Below are 18421 nucleotides of genomic sequence, written 5' to 3'. Positions count from 1 at the left end.
ACCTTAACAGGAATTTGACAATATTTTGTCACAAGCTCGCTACAAAAAGATGAATATTTGCTCTGTACTGTTTGATTTGGATGGCACCCTTCTGGACACCATTCCTGATTTGGCCTCGGCATGTAATGCCATGCGCATTGACCTGGGTTTGCCTGCGCTCCCAGAGGAGCGTATCGCCACTTTCGTGGGTAAAGGCTCGGAAAATCTGGTCCGGCGCGCCTTGGCAGACCTGCCAAATCCTCCCGCCCACTACACCCAGGCATTGGAATCATTTTATTACCATTACCAATTGTGTAATGGCCAACACAGCCGCCTGTATCCCGGTGTACTAGAAGGATTGAACGACTTTAAAAGCCAGGGGTTGCGTCTGGCTGTCGTCACCAACAAGCCTGAACAATTTGCGCGCCCCTTGCTGGAACAAACTGGCTTAAGTCCCTATTTCGAGCTGATTGTGGGCGGCGATACCTGCCCGCGCAAAAAGCCCGATCCCATGCCTTTTCTATACGCCTGCGAGCAAATGAAACTCGCTGCTGAACAAGCTTTGGTCATTGGGGACTCCATGAATGATGCCCAGGCAGCACGCGCAGCGCATATCCCCGTACTGTTGGTGCCCTACGGCTATAACGAAGGCAAGAATGTGCAAAGCCTGGATTCCGATGGTATAGTTGCCTCTATTGCCGACGCCGCCATTTGGCTGCGCAACAAAAGCAACCCCATATTTACGTCATAAAATTCATGTCTACTCGCACTCACGCATCCACAATCTACGGCGCTTATTGGCGCTGGTGGCGTTCGTGTATCGGGTAGATATAACCTTGAAGTCTGGCGTCCCTGCAAAGTAGTACACAGCGGACCGCCTCCAGGAAAATAAGCCCGGTAATCACAACGACCGGGCTTTTTTTTGTTTCTGTCCGGCTCGTCGTACCCACTGACCCTCGAGATCCCAATGACAGAAATAGAATTCAATGCCCTAGCAGCAGAAGGCTTTAACCGCATTCCCCTGATTGCGGAAACCTACGCCGACCTGGATACGCCCCTGTCGATTTATCTGAAACTGGCGCACAACGGCCCTGAAGGGGGGCGTTACAGTTGCCTGATGGAATCGGTTGTGGGCGGCGAGCAATTCGGTCGCTATTCCTTTATTGGCTTGCCCGCCCGTACCGTGATCCGCAGCTATGGCCGCCATACCCAAGTGCTGCACGATGGCAAGGTTGTCGAAACAGCCGAAGGCGATCCACTGGAATTTATCGAGCAATTTCAGGCTCGTTTCAAAGTCGCCCTGCGCCCTGGCCTGCCCCGCTTTGCAGGTGGCCTGGCCGGTTACTTCGGCTACGACACCGTGCGCCACATCGAACCGTCTCTGGGCCCGAACCATAAACCCTTCCCTGCCGATCAGGAAGAAGGCGTGCCGGACATCATGTTGCTGCAAGTGGACGAGCTGGTGATTGTGGATAATCTGGCTGGCCGCACTTACCTGCTGGTCTACGCGGACCCGGCCCAGCCCGAAGCCTACGTACTGGCCAAGCGCCGTCTGAAAGAGCTGCGTGAAAAGCTGCGCTCACCCGTGGTGATCCCTTACGCCTACGCCAGCATGCAAACCGAATGCGAGCGCGACTTCAACAAAGAGGATTACCTGAAGGCTGTCGCCCGCGCCAAGGACTACATTGCGGCAGGGGATCTGATGCAAGTGCAGATCGGCCAGGTCATCACCAAGCCTTTCCGCGACTCGCCCCTGTCCCTGTATCGCGCCCTGCGTTCGCTGAACCCATCGCCCTACATGTACTTCTGGAACTTCGACGACTTCCAGGTTGTGGGTGCATCGCCAGAAATCCTGGTGCGTCAGGAAGAACACCGCCAGGATGGTCGCAACCATGAGCGCGTCACGATTCGTCCTCTGGCCGGCACCCGCAAGCGCGGAGCCACACCTGAAGCCGATGCCGCGCTGGCCGCCGAGCTCAAGTCCGATCCCAAAGAGCGCGCTGAACACCTGATGCTGATCGATCTGGCCCGTAACGATATTGGCCGCATCGCCAAAACCGGCACGGTTCAAGTAACGGACACCATGGCGATCGAACGTTACTCGCACGTGCAGCACTTGGTCTCCAACGTCTGCGGCGAACTGCAAGACGGCATGAGCCAAATGGATGTACTGCGTGCCTCCTTTCCCGCAGGCACCCTGACCGGTGCCCCCAAGGTGCGTGCCATGGAAGTGATTGATGAACTGGAGCCCGTACGCCGTGGTGTATACGGTGGTGCGGCCGGCTACTTGAGCTACTCAGGCGAGATGGATCTGGCTATTGCGATCCGCACCGGCGTCATCAAGGACGGCATGCTCTATGTGCAAGCCGCTGCCGGTGTTGTAGCCGACTCCGATCCCGAAAAAGAATGGCAAGAGACCGAGGCCAAGGCACGTGCGGTTATCCGCGCGGCCGAACAAGTGCAATTCGGTCTGGACGAACCTATTTAATCGCCTGACTGCCCCCCTTTCTTGCCGGAGTATTCCCATGCTGTTCATGCTCGATAACTATGACTCGTTTACCTACAACCTGGTCCAGTATTTTGGAGAACTGGGTCAGGAGGTAGTGGTACGACGCAACGACCAAGTCACTCTTGAAGAAATTGAAGCCCTGAATCCCAGCCATCTGTGCGTCTCGCCCGGCCCCAAATCCCCTGCGGATGCGGGCCTGTCGGTTGCACTGATCCAGCACTTTGCCGGCAAGCTACCGATTCTGGGCGTCTGCCTGGGTCATCAAGCGATCGGACATGCTTTTGGTGCCCGCATTATTCGTGCGCAGCAAATCATGCATGGGAAAGTCTCCCCGATTACCCACCAGGGCACGGACGTATTTGGCAACTTGCCCTCGCCCTTTAACGTCACCCGCTACCACTCCCTGGCCATCGAGCGCAACAGCCTGCCCGATTGCCTGGAAGTCACCGCGCAAACCGAAGACGGCGAAATCATGGGCATACGTCACCGTGAATTGCCTATTTATGGCGTGCAGTTTCACCCCGAATCGGTGCTCAGCGAGCATGGCCACGCCTTACTGAAGAACTTTCTGGACCTTTAAATCATGAACACCATCACTCCTACCGAAGCACTGGTGCGCTGTATCGAACACCGGGAAATCTTCCACGACGAAATGCTGCATTTGATGCGCATGCTGATGCGCGGCGAAATGTCGCCCCAGATCTCGGCTGCCTTGCTGATGGGCCTGCGCGTAAAAAAAGAAAGCGTCGGTGAGATTTCTGCCGCCGCCCAGGTGATGCGCGAATTTGCCACCCCCGTCATTACACCGAACCCAGACGAACTGCTGGACATGTGCGGGACAGGTGGCGACGGCTCCAATACCTTCAATATCTCCACTGCCGCTATGTTTGTGGCCGCCTCCGTCGGGGTGAAAGTGGCCAAACACGGCAACCGCAGCGCGTCCTCCTCCTCGGGTAGTGCTGACGTGCTGGAGGCCTTGGGGGTGAACCTGACTTTCTCGCCCGAGCAAGTGGCGCAAAGTATTGCCGACACCAATATCGGCTTTATGTTTGCCCCTGCTCACCACGGAGCCATGAAAAACGTGGCCGCCGTGCGCAAAGAACTGGGCGTGCGCACCATTTTCAATATTCTGGGCCCCCTGACCAACCCGGCCGGAGCAACCAACCAGCTGATGGGCGTCTTTCACCCCGACCTGGTGGGGATTCAGGTCCGCGTCATGCAACGCCTGGGCGCCAAACACGTATTGATCGTACACGGCAAGGACGGCATGGATGAAGCCTCTCTGGGTGCGGCCACCCTGGTAGGCGAACTGAAAGACGGCCAGGTGAGTGAATACGAAATTCACCCCGAAGACTTTGGTATGGCGATGACCTCCAACCGCAGCATTCGCGTCTCCAGCAAAGAGGAATCCGCCGTCATGATTATGGAAGCCCTCAATAACCAAGAGGGGACAGCTCGTGATATCGTGGGCCTCAACGCTGGTTTGGCCATCTATGCCGCCAACCACGCTGACTCCATTGAACAAGGCCTGCGCATGGCTTTTGAGGCCATTGCCAACGGTGCCGCACGCGAAAAACTCGAACAATTCCGTGCCTATACAAGGAATTTACATCCATGAACGACATTCTGGCCAAGATCCTCGACACCAAAAGAGCTGAAGTCGTCACCGCCCGCCAACTGCGTAGCGAGTCCGATCTGCTGCGCGAAGCGAAGAACCGGAACGACCTGCGCGGCTTTGCCAGCGCCATTGAAGACAAAATTGCTCAAGGCAAGCCTGCCATTATTGCGGAAGTCAAAAAAGCCTCCCCGTCCAAGGGTGTGATCCGTGCCGACTTCAACCCCACGGAAATTGCTTCCAGCTACGCCGCCCACGGCGCGGCCTGCCTGTCGGTGCTGACCGATATTCAATATTTCCAGGGTTCTTACGACCACCTGCGTCAGGCCCGTGCCGTGTGCGCGCTGCCCGTACTACGCAAAGATTTCATTATTGACCCCTACCAGATCATCCATGCCCGTGCCATGGGTGCCGACTGCATCTTGCTGATCGTCGCCGCGCTGGAGCAGGATCAACTGATGGAATACGAAGAAATGGCCCACGAACTGGGCATGGACGTACTGGTTGAAGTGCATGACCGCGCCGAGCTGGATATTGCCTTGCAAATGAAGACCAGCCTGCTGGGTATCAATAACCGTAATCTGCGCACCTTTGAAACCAGCACCCAGAACACCTTGGACCTGCTGCCCTTCATTCCTAGCGAAAAACGCGTTGTGACCGAAAGCGGTATCCATACCATTGAAGATGTGGCCCTGATGCGTGAAAACCAGGTGCAAGCCTTCCTGGTGGGCGAAGCTTTCATGCGTGAACCTGATCCGGGCGTCGCCCTGCAAAACCTGTTCTTCGGTCAACCTGCATGAGCTCCACCGCTTGCCCTCTGTGCGCCTTGAAACCCGATCAATTGTTATGGTCGGGTGCAGGGCTGCAGGTGCTGGCTGTCTCAGACAGCCCGTTTCCCGGCTATACACGGGTGATCTGGCAAGACCACGTGGCTGAAATGACAGATCTGTCTGACGCGCAGCGGCAGCACCTTATGGCGGCGGTCTATGTAGTTGAACAGACACAACGCGAGCAGTTGGGAGTCACCAAGATCAATCTGGCCCAATTCGGGAATCAGGTGCCGCATCTGCACTGGCACATCATCCCACGCTGGACGGACGACCCTTTCTTTCCGGACTCGGCCTGGTCGCCCGCCCCCGCACGCACAGAAGAACAAAAACAAGGCTGGGCTTCCCACGAAGAACGCCTGCTTGAGCAAGTCAGCCAGTATCAGCAGGCACTGTGTACTGCGCTAAAAGCACGATTCAAGCACTAAACCCGCTATTCAAGAAGTACCCGCTGGCCTATGAAAAGGCAGCGGGTATTTTTGTACCTCCCAAAAAAAAGAGACAGTGCACAATAACGGGCAAGCACGCCGCCCATCCATAAGGCGCACTGACGCGTTATTGCACCGACAAGAGCAAGCCTGCTCTTGCGCTACTTACTCGCAAACCACATAAACTGCTTGCTTGCTTGGCATGGTCATAGCCACCTCTTTGCGCTTGAGAGCCCGGCCCTCTCGCCGTCACACACCCTCCACATCAGAACGATACGGGTAAGCCGCGTCCTGCAACCTCCTTCCGACAAGATCGCTGCTCTTGTCACTTCAAGCACAGAATTAACCTAGATCAAGCCTAGGCGAAAATCGTCTGGCCCCACCAAAAACCACCATATATAGTGTCGTAAATCCTAAAAATCACTATATATAGTTTTTGGCGAAAAATATGGCTACCCAGGAAACCGCATCGCGTCCAGTTGCTCAGCTGGATATCATCCGCTCCATTACTGAATATCTGGACCGCCAGGACTGGCGCGTCCAGGCCAATGCCAACCAGGGTTACTCGCTGGGCGGACTGATTCTGAACAGCTCGGGCAAGATGATTGCCAACTACTGGCTCAGCCATGTGTACCCCGAAGCCATCGGCCAGGCACACCGTCAGGCCGACCTGCATATCCACGATCTGGACATGCTCTCGGGCTACTGCGCCGGCTGGTCCTTGCGCACTTTCCTGAATGAAGGGCTCAATGGCGTACCCGGAAAAATCGAATCCGGCCCACCGCAGCATCTAAGCAGTGCAGTTGGCCAGGTCGTCAATTTTCTGGGCACCCTGCAAAACGAATGGGCTGGCGCCCAGGCTTTCAGCTCCTTTGATACCTATATGGCACCCTTCATCCGCAAGGACGACCTGAACTACAAGCAGGTGCGCCAATGCATGCAGGAGCTGATCTACAACCTGAACGTACCCTCACGCTGGGGTACGCAGACGCCCTTTACCAATCTGACCTTTGACTGGGTATGTCCGGACGACCTGCGCGAGCAAGTGCCGCAAATCGGTGGCGTAGAAATGCCGTTTTGCTACGGGGATCTGCAAGCCGAAATGGACATGATCAACCAGGCCTATATCGAAGTCATGAGCGAGGGCGATGCCCGTGGCCGTGCCTTCACCTTCCCGATCCCCACCTACAACATCACCCGGGATTTTGACTGGCACAGCCCCAATGCCGAGCGCCTGTTTGCCATGACGGCCAAATATGGCCTGCCCTACTTCCAGAACTTCATTAACTCTGAACTGGAACCCAATATGATCCGCTCCATGTGCTGCCGCCTGCAACTGGATCTGCGTGAACTACTCAAACGCGGCAATGGTTTGTTTGGCTCTGCCGAGCAGACCGGCTCCCTGGGAGTGGTCACCCTGAACTGCGCCCGCCTGGGGTATCAGTATCCAGGTGATGAAGCAGGCCTGTTTGCCCGCTTGGATGAACTGCTGGAAATGGGCCGCGACAGCCTGGAAATCAAGCGTACCGTGATTCAGCAGCATATGGACCAAGGGCTGTTTCCCTACACACGCCGCTATCTGGGCACCTTGCGTAATCACTTCTCCACACTGGGAGTGAACGGCATTAACGAGATGATCCGCAACTTTACCCAGGACAAGCAGAATCTTTGCACGCCGTGGGGACACCGCTTTGCCCTGCGTTTGCTGGATCACATTCGGGCGCGCATGGTGGAATTTCAGGAAAGTACCGGCCACCTGTACAACCTGGAAGCCACCCCTGCCGAGGGCACCACCTACCGCTTTGCCAAAGAGGACCGCGCCCGCTGGCCCGACATTCTGCAAGCAGGCACCGAGCACATGCCCTACTACACCAACTCCTCACAGTTGCCGGTAGGCTTTACCGAAGACCCCTTCGAGGCATTGGAACGACAAGACGAGTTGCAAGGCAAATACACCGGCGGCACCGTGCTGCACCTGTACATGACCGAGGCCCTGTCCAGCACCGATGCCTGCCGTAATCTGGTGCAACGAGCCTTGAACCGCTTTTCCTTACCCTACATCACCGTCACACCTACTTTTTCCATCTGCCCTAAACATGGCTATCTGTCTGGAAAACATGAGTTTTGCCCGCATTGCGACAGCGAATTGCTGGCTAACAAGATAGCTCAGGCCAGGGTCGAAACTGACGCTCAAAACGACGCGGGCGCGGAAACCTCAATGCGGTCGCAGGCAGCAACACCGACACCGACACCGACACCGACACCGACACCGACACCGACACCGACACCGACACCGACACCGACACCGACACCGACACCGAATCCATTAAATCCGATCTCTTCGAACAGATCCTTTTTGCCAAGACCAGCTAAACCCAACCCTCTTAGCTCAGCGAAAGCCAAATTCTTCACTTTCCTCAGCATGTATCTACACAACCCGCCTCTTGGCACACACCTCGGCTAGTCACATCCGCTTAGCGTGACGGCCCTTTTTATCCAGGGAGTTACTCATGAACACCGACACCATCACTCTTGAAGATTGCGAACGCCAGCCCTGCGAAATCTGGACTCGCGTCATGGGCTATCACCGCCCCATGTCATCCTTCAATATTGGCAAGCAAGGCGAATTTCATGAGCGCCGCTACTTCACCGAAGCCAGCGCCTCTGTAAGCAGCACTGGCCCCAATCTGTAGAAATCTGGTTAAGTGACATGACTTACGCCACGCGCCATCTTTACCCGGCCAAACCTGCTCGCAAAGAGGCATTGAAAGTGGGCGGCTGTACCCCTTTCTCGGCTACGGATTACCCCGGCCAGTTAGCCGCTGTCATCTTTGTGCAAGGCTGTCCCTGGCGCTGTGGCTACTGCCATAACCCTCACCTGCAAGACCGCAGGCCAAACAGTGCTATTGATTGGAACGCCTTGCTGGATTTTCTGAATCGTCGCGTCGGCCTGCTGGATGCTGTGGTCTTTAGCGGTGGCGAACCCACACTGGACCCAGCCCTGGGTTCCGCCATACGCGCAGTGCGTAGACTAGGTTTCAAAATCGGTTTACACACAGCAGGCACACATCCAGCCAGGTTGCTGGAAGTCCTGCCGTGGGTAGACTGGATAGGTCTGGATATCAAAGCCGAGTTTCAACACTACGACGCCATCACGCAACGCAGTAATAGTGCGGCGGCGCCGCTACGCAGCTTGCAGTTGCTGCTAAACGAGGATGTCCTGTTTGAATGCCGCAGCACCATTCACCCCCAGCTGCATAGTCCAGTATCGGTACTGGCTTTGGGGCAACACTTGCATGATTTGGGCGTACAGCGCTATGCCGTACAGATTTTCCGCAAGCAAGGCTGTAATGATGATTTCCTGAATGAAACTGGGCAGGCCTCGCAGGCCTACCCAGGAACAGAGGTCTTGCAAAACCTGCAGAAGCTGTTTCCGCATTTTGAAGTGCGGCGCTCTTAAGAGAGAGTTATGAAGAGGCAGGCGTACGAATCGGGCGGCGCAGCACATCCTGTAAAGCCGCTTTCCCCTGCTTAATCACCGCACGCGGATGCAGAATGTCGGGGTCCAAGGCGTCCAGGGTGTTTTTCACCATCAGGCCCAGCTCCGTATCACCTTCAATCGATAAACGTCGATTGAAGAACAAGGTATCCGGATCTTCCTGCCGCTGTAAAAGCTGATAAAACGCCCAAAGATCTGCTTTCAGAATCAGGTCCGGACTCTGCGCGCACGCAGACAAAGGGTAAAAAGCGCCCTGACGCCAGGTGTAGTCAAACGCCAAACCAGCATCCGCCACTTGTATGCGTAAAGCCCGGCCTTCCAGTCGCTCCGCAATATCAGCAGGCAAGTGCGGACGCATCAGCACGTTCAAACCCGTACAAAACAAGCGGGAGCCGGGCCAAGGGGGCAAGCGGCTTAAAACACCAGCCACCACAGCGGGCAAACGAGGAGTCGTCATTTCATTCACTCTTGCATCCTTCCCTTAAAAACGCTCGGACACCGGCGCCACCCATTCAAGACCGGGACGACCATGCCAGAAACCGTTGCAGGCTTTAGCGGGCAGTAAAGGCAGCATGTCCTCGTGGGCATCCGCCGCTTGGATACGTCCTTGCACGACATCCTTAAACAAATGCACCACCGCATCCATATGTTGAGACTGCGGGCTCAAGCGCAGCATGTCCACACCCAAGTCGCGCAAATCCTGTATCTGCTCCAGCAAGGTGTACACCCAGGCAGATTGAGTCTGAATACCGTTGATCGTCAAAAACCCCTGCCCTTCACGGGTTTCCAGCAACAGGCCATCGGGATAGTCCATGCACACGTACTGACAATTATCCTTAGGCAAGTTGCGGTTACGTGCGGCAAAGCAACGAGCCGAAAAAGCCAGAGGTAAACGCCCGAAGGCGAAGACTTCGGTTTCCAAACCAGCAGGCCTGTCTTGCTGCAGTTGTGCCAATCCCGCACGCCCCATTTCCAAGGGCATCACCCAGCGCACAGCGCCTTGAGAGGCAATCAAATCCAGCACCGGCCCGTTATAAACATTCAAAAAAGGGCCGGCGACAAAGTCCCGGCCCTGCATCAAACGTACTGCCCCCATATCATTGGCTTCGACCAGATAATCGGCCTGCTCGGTGACCTTGCGTAGCGTATTCACGTCCCGCCCGGACTCCAGCAGAACCTGGCTGGACAGAACCGGCACTTTGCCGGCCTGGGCCAGCATCTGGGCAATATCCAGCCAATCATCCAGTCGTAGCTCGTGACGGCGTGAACATACGGTTTCGCCCAGATACACCACCTCTACTGGCCAATCGCAGGCCGACTCATAAAACTGCATGGTGGCAACACGGGACCAGTAGTACTGCAAGGGGCCTAAAGATAATTTCATGTTTGAGCCTCCCATGCTCTACTTCCAGGGCCGAGAATAGGCACCCAGCGTATGTTGCTGCCCTTCGGCCAATTTGTTCAAAGCCCCCATCCAGGCTGGATGAACGGAATAACGGGCTGGCGTGGATTTGGCCGAGTCAATGGCTTGACGCCAAACCTGGGTAACTTGAGCCACATAAGCCGGGCTGCGCTGTCGGCCTTCAATCTTGATTGCGCTAACACCCGCCGCCAGCAACTGTGGCAACAAGGACAAGGTATTCAGACTGGTGGGCTCTTCCAGGGCGTAATAGTTTTCGCCCGCCACATCAAAGCGCCCTTTGCATAAAGTAGGGTAAGCCGCGTTCTCGCCATCCTGATACCGGTCGATCAACACACCATTCAAACGTGATTCCAGGCCCTGATCAGTTTGTTCCCAACGCACATGCCCGGCAGGAGAACAGACTCCATGCGTATTGGGCGATTCACCGGTGGCATAGGAGGACAAGGCACAACGGCCCTCCACCATCACGCACAAGCTGCCAAAACCAAAAACTTCAACCTGAACAGGGACCTGCTCACAGACCTGTTCCACTTGGGCCATGGACAAGACACGCGGCAAGACCACACGCTGAATACCAAAGTTCTGGTGGTAATACTTGATGGCTTCCGGGTTGGTGGCTGAGCCTTGCACCGACAAGTGCAAGCGCAAATTAGGATGTGTCTGGCTGGCATACGCCATCAAACCAGGGTCTGCCATGATGACTGCATCGACCTGAGCCTGGGCAGCCCGGTCCACCGCGTCGCGCCACTGCTGCCAGGCATTGGGTTGCGGATAGGTATTAAGAGCCAGCAAAACCTTGCGGCCGCGCTGATGTGCGTAATCGATCCCTTGTGCAATCGCCTGCGCATCAAAATTAAGCCCGGCGAAGTTCCGGGCATTGGTGGCATCCCGAAACCCCAAGTAAACACTATCGGCGCCGTTATCAATCGCCGCTTTCAAGGCAGGCAGGCTGCCTGCAGGACAAACCAATTCCATCTGCGGGTTATCGGACGCGGCTAAAGCCGTGGACGCAGTATTCATGACATTCCCCGATCAGCAATCTGGCCAGGGCGAATCCTGGCTCGACAAGACCACCACTATGCCTGCTCTGAAATGAAGGGGCCTTAACGCATATCAAATTCTTCCCACCTCCTGACCCTCGGCAAACAAGTCCCACTTTGCCTGCGCCATCGGCGGTCAGAATAGTCCACAATGCTTTTCAAGCCTTTCGTGCTGGAGTTTTGATGACACAGACTGAGATCACACTGGATACTCGCGGCCTGCCCGCACCCGAGCCCATGGAGCATTGCCTGGAAGCCCTGGCCGAACTGGCCCCCACCCAGGCTTTGCTCATGTGGCTGGATAGAGAGCCCTTCCCTTTATATGAAATTCTGCGGCGCAGTGGCTTCAAGTATCAAGGCACACACCAAGAAAACGGCTTTCGGCTCATCATCCGCAGGAACTAAATCTATGCAACGCGCTTTATCGCTGGATCAATCGCCCTCTTTGTCCCTGACCTTGCCCCTGTTTGCGAACGTCCCTTTTTTTGGACTGCTGGCTGCCTTGCTGGCGCTCTATAGCGGACCGGAATTGTTCAACTCCCGCTGGCACCCGGCTACCTTAGCCTTGACCCACGCCTGGACCTTGGGGATCGTGGGCAGCGCCATGTTTGCCTCTTTGACGCATATTTTGGCGGTGGCCTGTAATGTGCGTATTCAGGTATCAAGCGGTCGGGCTCTGGTTTTCTGGAGCTTGCTCAGCGTCGGCACACTGCTCCTGATGACGGGCTTCCTTAGCTGGCAAAGCTGGACATACACGCTGGCGGGCATTTGCCTGGCTCTTGCTCTGGGAGGCTATCTGCTGACGGTCATGCTGGCCTTGTGGCACTCTCGGCGCGACGTCTTTCGCGGAGCCAAAGAGATCGTCGCCCCTATCCGACTGGCGTTGCTGGGGCTGTTGCTGACTGTCTTGACCGGACTGGCCATGCTGGTTGCGCTGGCAAGCGAACAAGCCGTCGCCAATCTACTGAACCTGCACATGATGATGGGTCTGGCCGCCTGGGCAGGCTTACTACTGCTTGCCATGTCATTCCAGTTGCTGCCCATTTTTCAAATCACCGAGCTTTACCCTGCCCCCTTGGTGCGTTGGCTACCTTGGGTTGTCAGCGCGTTGCTGATCGCGCAGTGGGCCTTGGCCTCTTTGCCTGGCTCCTGGCTTCCTGTGCGTGATCTGGTCACCTACCTGATCTTCCTAAGCTACGGTTTATGGGCAGTGATCACTTGGGCGCGGCTCTGGCAACGCAAGCGTCCAACAGCAGGAGCCAGCACCTTGTTCTGGTATAGCTCCTTAAGCAGCCTGTTGATTGCTGTACTTCTGAACTTCTGGACTCACAACCCCGCCGCTTCCAACACAGAACTGGCGATAGGAGTGTTGCTTATTATGGGAGCCTTAGGTTCCGTAGTATGTGGAATGCTCTATACCATCGTGCCCTTTCTGCTTTGGCGCGAGGCACAAAAGCATGTCAGCTTGGACACCGAGAATACCGAGCACACACGCGTCCTCTTGCGCTTCATCCCCAAGACTGCCAACTACATCCCCGCATCCACCGCCCGAGCTCACTGGGCTTTGCATAGCCTAAGCCTGGCGCTTTGGACCGGTGCAAGCTTGGGTATCGAATCTTTCACGTGGATAGCCGCACCTGCCTTGCTACTGTCCTTTGCGATCTTGTCGTGGAATCTCTGGACAGCCTGGCAGCGCTACCGCAATAGCCTACATGCTATCCGCGCATATCAGGCAGAGCACCATATTGCCGCAAAGCCGCACTGTCCAGAATCGTAAAATTACGCCGCTGAACCCGAATCAGATCCCGGTCCATCAAATCACGCAAAGTACGTGACAAATGCTCCGGGGTTAGATTCAGGCGGGAAGCAATCACAGACTTGCCTACCTCTATCTTGAAAGGCACGCCTTCTTCGCCCGGCCACTCTTGCAAAAGATAACTGACTAAACGCTGCACACCATTTTGCAAGGTATAAGCCTCCAGCTCTCCCATCAAACGGTAAAGTCGCTCACTTAAGCCAGCCAGCATCAGACGAGCAACGTCACTGCCTTTGCCCAACTGCTCCATCAGAGTGTCGCGGTTGATATGCAATAACAGAGAATCCACCAATGTCTGGGCCGTCACAATGTAATTGCGCCCCATGAACATCAACGCCTCTCCAAATCCCTCACCTGGGCCTACCAAACGTACAACACGCTCGGCCCCCGTGGACGAGACAAACACTAGTTTCACCCGACCATAGACCAGCATATGAAAGCCCAAACAAGGGTCGCCGCTGTGAAATAAAGTCGTTCCACGCAAAGCGTGTACTTCCTGAGTGCCTTTAGCGATAGGCTCCAACTGCTCTGGGGGCAACTCCTTGAATATGGGCAGATGAGCCAATTGAGCCTGTATGCGTTTCCAACGGCCAGGCCCTTCCCCCTGCGCTAGCTTGGTGTCTGATAAATCTTCATTGCTTGCCGGTGAAGCTGTGTCTTGAGCCGCCATATCTTTTCCATAGACCAATAGAACCATCGCTAGACTGACACACTCCTTTCCTTCTTGTTCAGATTCGCTCGGCGCCTGATTGATACACGTCAAACGGATAAATCGAGGCATTCAGGAGAAAGTAAAAGGCTGTCAGAACGGTTAGTTCAACATGACTTAAGAACAGATCCAAGCAAGAAGCGGTCAAATTTGACCATGTTAGAGGTAAGGAATATGAGATGGCAGAGTTGATTGAAACAAGCGCGTTACCCACATCTTCTTAAATGCTGAATAAACGCAATCCACCTAACAGGCCTGACAGCTCCGAGACCAGAGGAGGATCGGTAACCGAAACGGGCTGATGATGATGCAGGTGTGCCAAGCTATCAACAACAAACGCTCCACGCAGCCAGAGTCAGGCAAGCACCATGACGATGGAAGCGACGGCGGGTAACAGCCGAACATGAGGAAGGGGAATCGGTAATCAAAACGGGCTGATGGCGATGCAGGTGTGCAGAGCTATCAACAACAAACACCCCACGCAGCCAGAGTTAGGCAAGCACCATGACGATAGAAGCGACAACGGGTAAGCGAACAGAGGAAGGAAGGTAGGTTAAGAAGCGCCCGGAATGAGTTTTTACGGGTGGGATGGAGAGGTGTTGTAGAAGAAGAATGGGGAAGATCCAGCGTCCCCCCAGCCGATAGGCCATCAGCTCGATCAAACCAAAGGCTCTCTTGGCTCACCAGATGCCAATCCACGTAACTACCCGAGGCAAGCCGAGAAGAAGGGGCGGACAACAGCCGTACAGAAGAAGGAAGGAAGGAAGGAAGGAAGGAAGGAAGGAAGGAAGGAAGGTGAGGCTGAAGGCTCCGACCTGTATTAGCAGCACCGGATGCTACGCGGGGGAGTTACCCGAGGGAAGCAGAAGCCGAAGCAGACACGAGTAAGCCGTACAGAACAAGGCAGACAAGGTGCCCAGAACGGGCCAGGAGGAAGGAAGGGACGTCCGAACGAGATGATCGCAGGGATCCGGTCCTTATGCCACCAGAACACAGCTGGGCAGCCGTGTGTACGTGTGGCGCGCATAAAAAACAAAACCCCCGCAAGGGATACTTGCGGGGGTTTTGAGCAATAAGAGCTTGACGATGACCTACTTTCACAGACGTCCGTCCACTATCATCGGCGCAAAGGCGTTTCACAATCCTGTTCGGGATGGGAAGGTGTGGGACCACCTTGCTATGGTCGTCAAGCGTAACTGGTTGCCAGGCCGTCTTTACAGGGACGTCCCAGCCAATTGGAAGAAGCACACTGCTAGCGATCAGTACGGATCAGCTAGCAGCGGTTACGAAGGTGTCGAGCGCGGGTTGCGCTGCACTTCAATATTACGTTCTGTGGTCAACAACTTAACTCACTACAACCTCAAGGGTTATAGGATCAAGCCACACGGGCAATTAGTACTGGTTAGCTACATGCATTACTGCACTTCCACACCCAGCCTATCAACGTCCTGGTCTCGGACGACCCTACAGGGAGGTCAAGCCTCCGGGATATCTAATCTTCAGACGAGTTTCCCGCTTAGATGCCTTCAGCGGTTATCTCTTCCGTACGTAGCTACTCGGCAATGCCATTGGCATGACAACCGATACACCAGTGGTACGTCCACTCCGGTCCTCTCGTACTAGGAGCAGGCTCCGTCAAATATCCAACGCCCACGGCAGATAGGGACCAAACTGTCTCACGACGTTTTAAACCCAGCTCACGTACCTCTTTAAATGGCGAACAGCCATACCCTTGGGACCGGCTACAGCCCCAGGATGAGATGAGCCGACATCGAGGTGCCAAACACCGCCGTCGATATGAACTCTTGGGCGGTATCAGCCTGTTATCCCCAGAGTACCTTTTATCCGTTGAGCGATGGCCCTTCCATACAGAACCACCGGATCACTATGTCCTACTTTCGTACCTGTTCGACTTGTCAGTCTCACAGTCAAGCACGCTTATGCCATTGCACTATCAAGACGATTTCCGACCGTCTCTAGCGTACCTTCGAACTCCTCCGTTACACTTTAGGAGGAGACCGCCCCAGTCAAACTGCCCACCATGCACGGTCCCCGATCCCGATAAGGGACCTAGGTTAGAACCGCAAACAGACCAGGGTGGTATTTCAAGGATGACTCCACGCGATCTGGCGACCACGCTTCAACGTCTCCCACCTATCCTACACAGGCCGGTTCACAATCCAATGCAAAGCTACAGTAAAGGTTCATGGGGTCTTTCCGTCTAGCCGCGGGGAGATTGCATCATCACAACCATGTCAACTTCGCTGAGTCTCAGGAGGAGACAGTGTGGCCATCGTTACGCCATTCGTGCAGGTCGGAACTTACCCGACAAGGAATTTCGCTACCTTAGGACCGTTATAGTTACGGCCGCCGTTTACCGGGGCTTCGATCAAGAGCTTGCACCCCATCACTTAACCTTCCGGCACCGGGCAGGCGTCACACCCTATACGTCCACTTTCGTGTTTGCAGAGTGCTGTGTTTTTAGTAAACAGTCGCAGCCACCGATTCACTGCGGCCTCTTCATGCTTTGTGCGCAGGCACATCACACTAATGAGGCATACCTTCTCCCGAAGTTACGGTATTAATTTGCCGAGTTCCTTCTCCTGAGTTCTCTCAAGCGCCTTGGAATATTCATCCCGTCCACCTGTGTCGGTTTGCGGTACGGTCTCGTAGAGCTGAAGCTTAGAGGCTTTTCTTGGAACTGCTTCCAGTTAGTTTAGAGCCGAAGCTCTATTCAGTCACACCCTTGAATTACGCACCCGGATTTGCCTAAGTGCCTTCTATGATGCGCCAACGGGGACATCCAACACCCCGATAACATTCTGCAATCCGTCCCCCCATCGCACTCTACGACGGTGCGGGAATATTAACCCGCTTCCCATCAGCTACGCATCTCTGCCTCGCCTTAGGGGCCGACTCACCCTGCGCCGATGAACGTTGCGCAGGAAACCTTGGACTTACGGCGAGGGGGCTTTTCACCCCCTTTATCGCTACTCATGTCAGCATTCTCACTTCCGATACCTCCAGCATTCCTCACGGAACACCTTCACAGGCTTACGGAACGCTCTCCTACCATGTGTACTAAAAGTACACATCCGCAGCTTCGGTCTATGGCTTAGCCCCGTTACATCTTCCGCGCAGGACGACTCGATCAGTGAGCTATTACGCTTTCTTTAAAGGATGGCTGCTTCTAAGCCAACCTCCTGACTGTCTATGCCTTCCCACTTCGTTTCCCACTTAGCCATAGTTAGGGACCTTAGCTGGCGGTCTGGGTTGTTTCCCTCTTGAGTCCGGACGTTAGCACCCGGTGCTCTGTCTCCCGTACTGTACTTGCCGGTATTCGGAGTTTGCCATGGTTTGGTAAGTCGCTGTGACCCCCTAGCCATAACAGTGCTCTACCCCCGGCAGTAATATACGAGGCACTACCTAAATAGTTTTCGGAGAGAACCAGCTATCTCCAGGCTTGTTTAGCCTTTCACTCCGATCCACAGCTCATCCCCTAATTTTTCAACATTAGTGGGTTCGGTCCTCCAGCACGTGTTACCGTGCCTTCAACCTGGCCATGGATAGATCGCCTGGTTTCGGGTCTACACCCAGCGACTGAATCGCCCTATTCGGACTCGCTTTCGCTACGCCTCCCCTATTCGGTTAAGCTTGCCACTGAATGTAAGTCGCTGACCCATTATACAAAAGGTACGCAGTCACACCACGAAGGTGCTCCTACTGTTTGTATGCATACGATTTCAGGATCTATTTCACTCCCCTTCCGGGGTTCTTTTCGCCTTTCCCTCACGGTACTGGTTCACTATCGGTCGATCACGAGTATTTAGCCTTGGAGGATGGTCCCCCCATATTCAGACAGGATTTCACGTGTCCCGCCCTACTTGTTCGATGCTTAGTTCCACGTACTGAATTTCGCCTACAGGGCTATCACCTGCTACGGCTGGACTTTCCATTCCATTCGACTATTCACTACGCTAAAACATCCAGGCTGGTCCGGTTTCGCTCGCCACTACTTCCGGAATCTCGGTTGATTTCTTTTCCTCGAGTTACTGAGATGGTTCAGTTCACTCGGTTCGCCTCCACATGCCTATGTATTCAGCATGGGATACCGTATTACTACGGTGGGTTTCCCCATTCGGACATCTACGGATCAAAGCTTGTTTGCCAGCTCCCCGTAGCTTTTCGCAGGCTACCGCGTCCTTCATCGCCTGTGATCGCCAAGGCATCCATCATATGCACTTATTCGCTTGATCCTATAACGCTTGGTGCTGTTATAGGAATATGAGTATACGTTGTTGCCGTTCATCAATCCTTAGCTGTTATTCAATCCGAGGACTGAACAACGTCTATATTTTTGAGAACTTTCGTTGAACATAATTTGTTCTGTTGCAATCACAACCCGTGTATTGTCATCACAAGGCGACTAATCGCTTTGCGTTTATTAGACAACACACCTTCGTTGTGCTTCTTCCTAATTGTTAAAGAGCAATTCGTGGGTTGTATAACCCAACGAGCAGTATTCTTGTAAAAGAACACTCTTCGTTGAATCTAACGCCAGGCCAACCGTTGTTGA

14 protein-coding genes, 2 rRNA genes and 1 pseudogene are annotated in these 18421 nt (G+C 54.7%); 11 read left to right on the top strand and 6 right to left on the bottom strand.

From position 1 onward, the window contains the following. The first annotated feature begins 49 nt into the window (after positions 1 to 49). From OKX01_RS01280 to OKX01_RS01240, 9 genes and pseudogenes are all read left to right on the top strand, one after another. Positions 50 to 730 (top strand): phosphoglycolate phosphatase, encoded by a 681-nt coding sequence (locus tag OKX01_RS01280; protein ID WP_264672318.1) that lies wholly within the window; start codon positions 50 to 52, stop codon positions 728 to 730. A gap of 216 nt (positions 731 to 946) precedes the next feature. Further along, on the top strand, positions 947 to 2467 hold the full coding sequence (gene trpE / locus OKX01_RS01275) for an anthranilate synthase component I (protein ID WP_108728293.1): 1521 nt from the start codon (positions 947 to 949) through the stop codon (positions 2465 to 2467). A 37-nt stretch (positions 2468 to 2504) separates the two neighbouring features. Continuing rightward, a complete protein-coding gene (locus OKX01_RS01270) occupies positions 2505 to 3068 on the top strand; it encodes an anthranilate synthase component II (RefSeq protein ID WP_264672317.1) in 564 nt (187 codons plus the stop codon). Positions 3069 to 3071: 3 nt separating this feature from the next. Next, a complete protein-coding gene (trpD, locus tag OKX01_RS01265; RefSeq protein WP_094195349.1) occupies positions 3072 to 4106 on the top strand; it encodes an anthranilate phosphoribosyltransferase in 1035 nt (344 codons plus the stop codon). Then, complete coding sequence (gene trpC / locus OKX01_RS01260; protein ID WP_042488673.1) at positions 4103 to 4903, top strand: indole-3-glycerol phosphate synthase TrpC; 801 nt, start codon at positions 4103 to 4105, stop codon at positions 4901 to 4903. Before trpD ends, trpC begins: the two co-directional genes overlap by 4 nt. Next, positions 4900 to 5358 carry an HIT family protein gene (locus OKX01_RS01255; RefSeq protein WP_108728296.1) on the top strand — a complete coding sequence of 153 codons (459 nt, stop codon included), beginning with the start codon at positions 4900 to 4902 and terminating at the stop codon, positions 5356 to 5358. The genes trpC and OKX01_RS01255 overlap by 4 nt, the downstream gene beginning before the upstream one ends. 448 nt (positions 5359 to 5806) lie before the next feature. Next, positions 5807 to 7534 (top strand): annotated as a pseudogene (locus OKX01_RS01250) (ribonucleoside triphosphate reductase); the annotation flags it as partial. A 334-nt stretch (positions 7535 to 7868) separates the two neighbouring features. Then, a complete protein-coding gene (gene nrdD / locus OKX01_RS01245; protein WP_094195346.1) occupies positions 7869 to 8051 on the top strand; it encodes an anaerobic ribonucleoside-triphosphate reductase in 183 nt (60 codons plus the stop codon). A 17-nt stretch (positions 8052 to 8068) separates the two neighbouring features. Next, the gene (locus OKX01_RS01240) at positions 8069 to 8818 is read left to right on the top strand and encodes an anaerobic ribonucleoside-triphosphate reductase activating protein (protein WP_094195345.1); all 750 of its coding nucleotides are present in this window, start codon (positions 8069 to 8071) and stop codon (positions 8816 to 8818) included. A 7-nt stretch (positions 8819 to 8825) separates the two neighbouring features. Here OKX01_RS01240 and ubiT read toward each other — a convergent pair whose 3' ends face one another. The 3 genes from ubiT to ubiU are packed head-to-tail and all read right to left on the bottom strand — an operon-like array spanning position 8826 to position 11255. Further along, a complete protein-coding gene (gene ubiT, locus OKX01_RS01235) occupies positions 8826 to 9314 on the bottom strand; it encodes a ubiquinone anaerobic biosynthesis accessory factor UbiT (protein WP_230018836.1) in 489 nt (162 codons plus the stop codon). 24 nt (positions 9315 to 9338) lie between these two features. After that, positions 9339 to 10241, bottom strand: coding sequence for a ubiquinone anaerobic biosynthesis protein UbiV (gene ubiV, locus OKX01_RS01230; protein WP_094195344.1), 903 nt, complete (start codon positions 10239 to 10241; stop codon positions 9339 to 9341). An 18-nt stretch (positions 10242 to 10259) separates the two neighbouring features. Then, the gene (ubiU, locus tag OKX01_RS01225) at positions 10260 to 11255 is read right to left on the bottom strand and encodes a ubiquinone anaerobic biosynthesis protein UbiU (RefSeq protein ID WP_108728773.1); all 996 of its coding nucleotides are present in this window, start codon (positions 11253 to 11255) and stop codon (positions 10260 to 10262) included. A 248-nt stretch (positions 11256 to 11503) separates the two neighbouring features. On the opposite strand from ubiU, the gene OKX01_RS01220 reads away from it, so the two are divergent. Both OKX01_RS01220 and OKX01_RS01215 read left to right on the top strand, forming a co-directional pair. After that, a complete protein-coding gene (locus OKX01_RS01220; protein ID WP_094195343.1) occupies positions 11504 to 11725 on the top strand; it encodes a DUF2249 domain-containing protein in 222 nt (73 codons plus the stop codon). A 4-nt stretch (positions 11726 to 11729) separates the two neighbouring features. Then, a complete protein-coding gene (locus OKX01_RS01215; RefSeq protein ID WP_125277304.1) occupies positions 11730 to 13097 on the top strand; it encodes a hypothetical protein in 1368 nt (455 codons plus the stop codon). Here OKX01_RS01215 and OKX01_RS01210 read toward each other — a convergent pair. The 3 genes from OKX01_RS01210 to OKX01_RS01200 all read right to left on the bottom strand — a co-directional run bounded on the left by OKX01_RS01210 (position 13036) and on the right by OKX01_RS01200 (position 18101). Further along, the gene (locus OKX01_RS01210; protein ID WP_094195341.1) at positions 13036 to 13806 is read right to left on the bottom strand and encodes a Crp/Fnr family transcriptional regulator; all 771 of its coding nucleotides are present in this window, start codon (positions 13804 to 13806) and stop codon (positions 13036 to 13038) included. The two genes, OKX01_RS01215 and OKX01_RS01210, sit on opposite strands and share 62 nt — an antisense overlap. Positions 13807 to 14923: 1117 nt before the next feature. Continuing rightward, positions 14924 to 15036 (bottom strand): 5S ribosomal RNA (gene rrf / locus OKX01_RS01205). 180 nt (positions 15037 to 15216) lie between these two features. Continuing rightward, positions 15217 to 18101: ribosomal RNA gene (locus tag OKX01_RS01200) — 23S ribosomal RNA — on the bottom strand. Positions 18102 to 18421 lie beyond the last annotated feature (320 nt).

The sequence above is a fragment of the Alcaligenes sp. SMD-FA genome, assembly GCF_025960365.1.
In the GTDB taxonomy this organism is placed as follows: Bacteria; Pseudomonadota; Gammaproteobacteria; order Burkholderiales; family Burkholderiaceae_B; genus Alcaligenes; species Alcaligenes aquatilis.
The sequence above is the reverse complement of the archived record's forward strand: the minus strand, read 5'-3'. Positions and strand labels throughout refer to the sequence as shown.

Excerpts from the sequence above, each read along its gene's own strand:
- ubiV (WP_094195344.1), bottom strand. The coding sequence starts at position 10,241 with ATGAAATTATCTTTAGGCCCCTTGCAGTACTACTGGTCCCGTGTTGCC.
- OKX01_RS01280 (WP_264672318.1), top strand. The coding sequence starts at position 50 with ATGAATATTTGCTCTGTACTGTTTGATTTGGATGGCACCCTTCTGGAC.
- trpC (WP_042488673.1), top strand. The coding sequence starts at position 4,103 with ATGAACGACATTCTGGCCAAGATCCTCGACACCAAAAGAGCTGAAGTC.
- OKX01_RS01270 (WP_264672317.1), top strand. The coding sequence starts at position 2,505 with ATGCTGTTCATGCTCGATAACTATGACTCGTTTACCTACAACCTGGTC.
- trpE (WP_108728293.1), top strand. The coding sequence starts at position 947 with ATGACAGAAATAGAATTCAATGCCCTAGCAGCAGAAGGCTTTAACCGC.
- trpD (WP_094195349.1), top strand. The coding sequence starts at position 3,072 with ATGAACACCATCACTCCTACCGAAGCACTGGTGCGCTGTATCGAACAC.
- OKX01_RS01215 (WP_125277304.1), top strand. The coding sequence starts at position 11,730 with ATGCAACGCGCTTTATCGCTGGATCAATCGCCCTCTTTGTCCCTGACC.
- ubiU (WP_108728773.1), bottom strand. The coding sequence starts at position 11,255 with ATGGAATTGGTTTGTCCTGCAGGCAGCCTGCCTGCCTTGAAAGCGGCG.
- ubiT (WP_230018836.1), bottom strand. The coding sequence starts at position 9,314 with ATGACGACTCCTCGTTTGCCCGCTGTGGTGGCTGGTGTTTTAAGCCGC.
- OKX01_RS01240 (WP_094195345.1), top strand. The coding sequence starts at position 8,069 with ATGACTTACGCCACGCGCCATCTTTACCCGGCCAAACCTGCTCGCAAA.
- nrdD (WP_094195346.1), top strand. The coding sequence starts at position 7,869 with ATGAACACCGACACCATCACTCTTGAAGATTGCGAACGCCAGCCCTGC.
- OKX01_RS01220 (WP_094195343.1), top strand. The coding sequence starts at position 11,504 with ATGACACAGACTGAGATCACACTGGATACTCGCGGCCTGCCCGCACCC.
- OKX01_RS01210 (WP_094195341.1), bottom strand. The coding sequence starts at position 13,806 with ATGGCGGCTCAAGACACAGCTTCACCGGCAAGCAATGAAGATTTATCA.
- OKX01_RS01255 (WP_108728296.1), top strand. The coding sequence starts at position 4,900 with ATGAGCTCCACCGCTTGCCCTCTGTGCGCCTTGAAACCCGATCAATTG.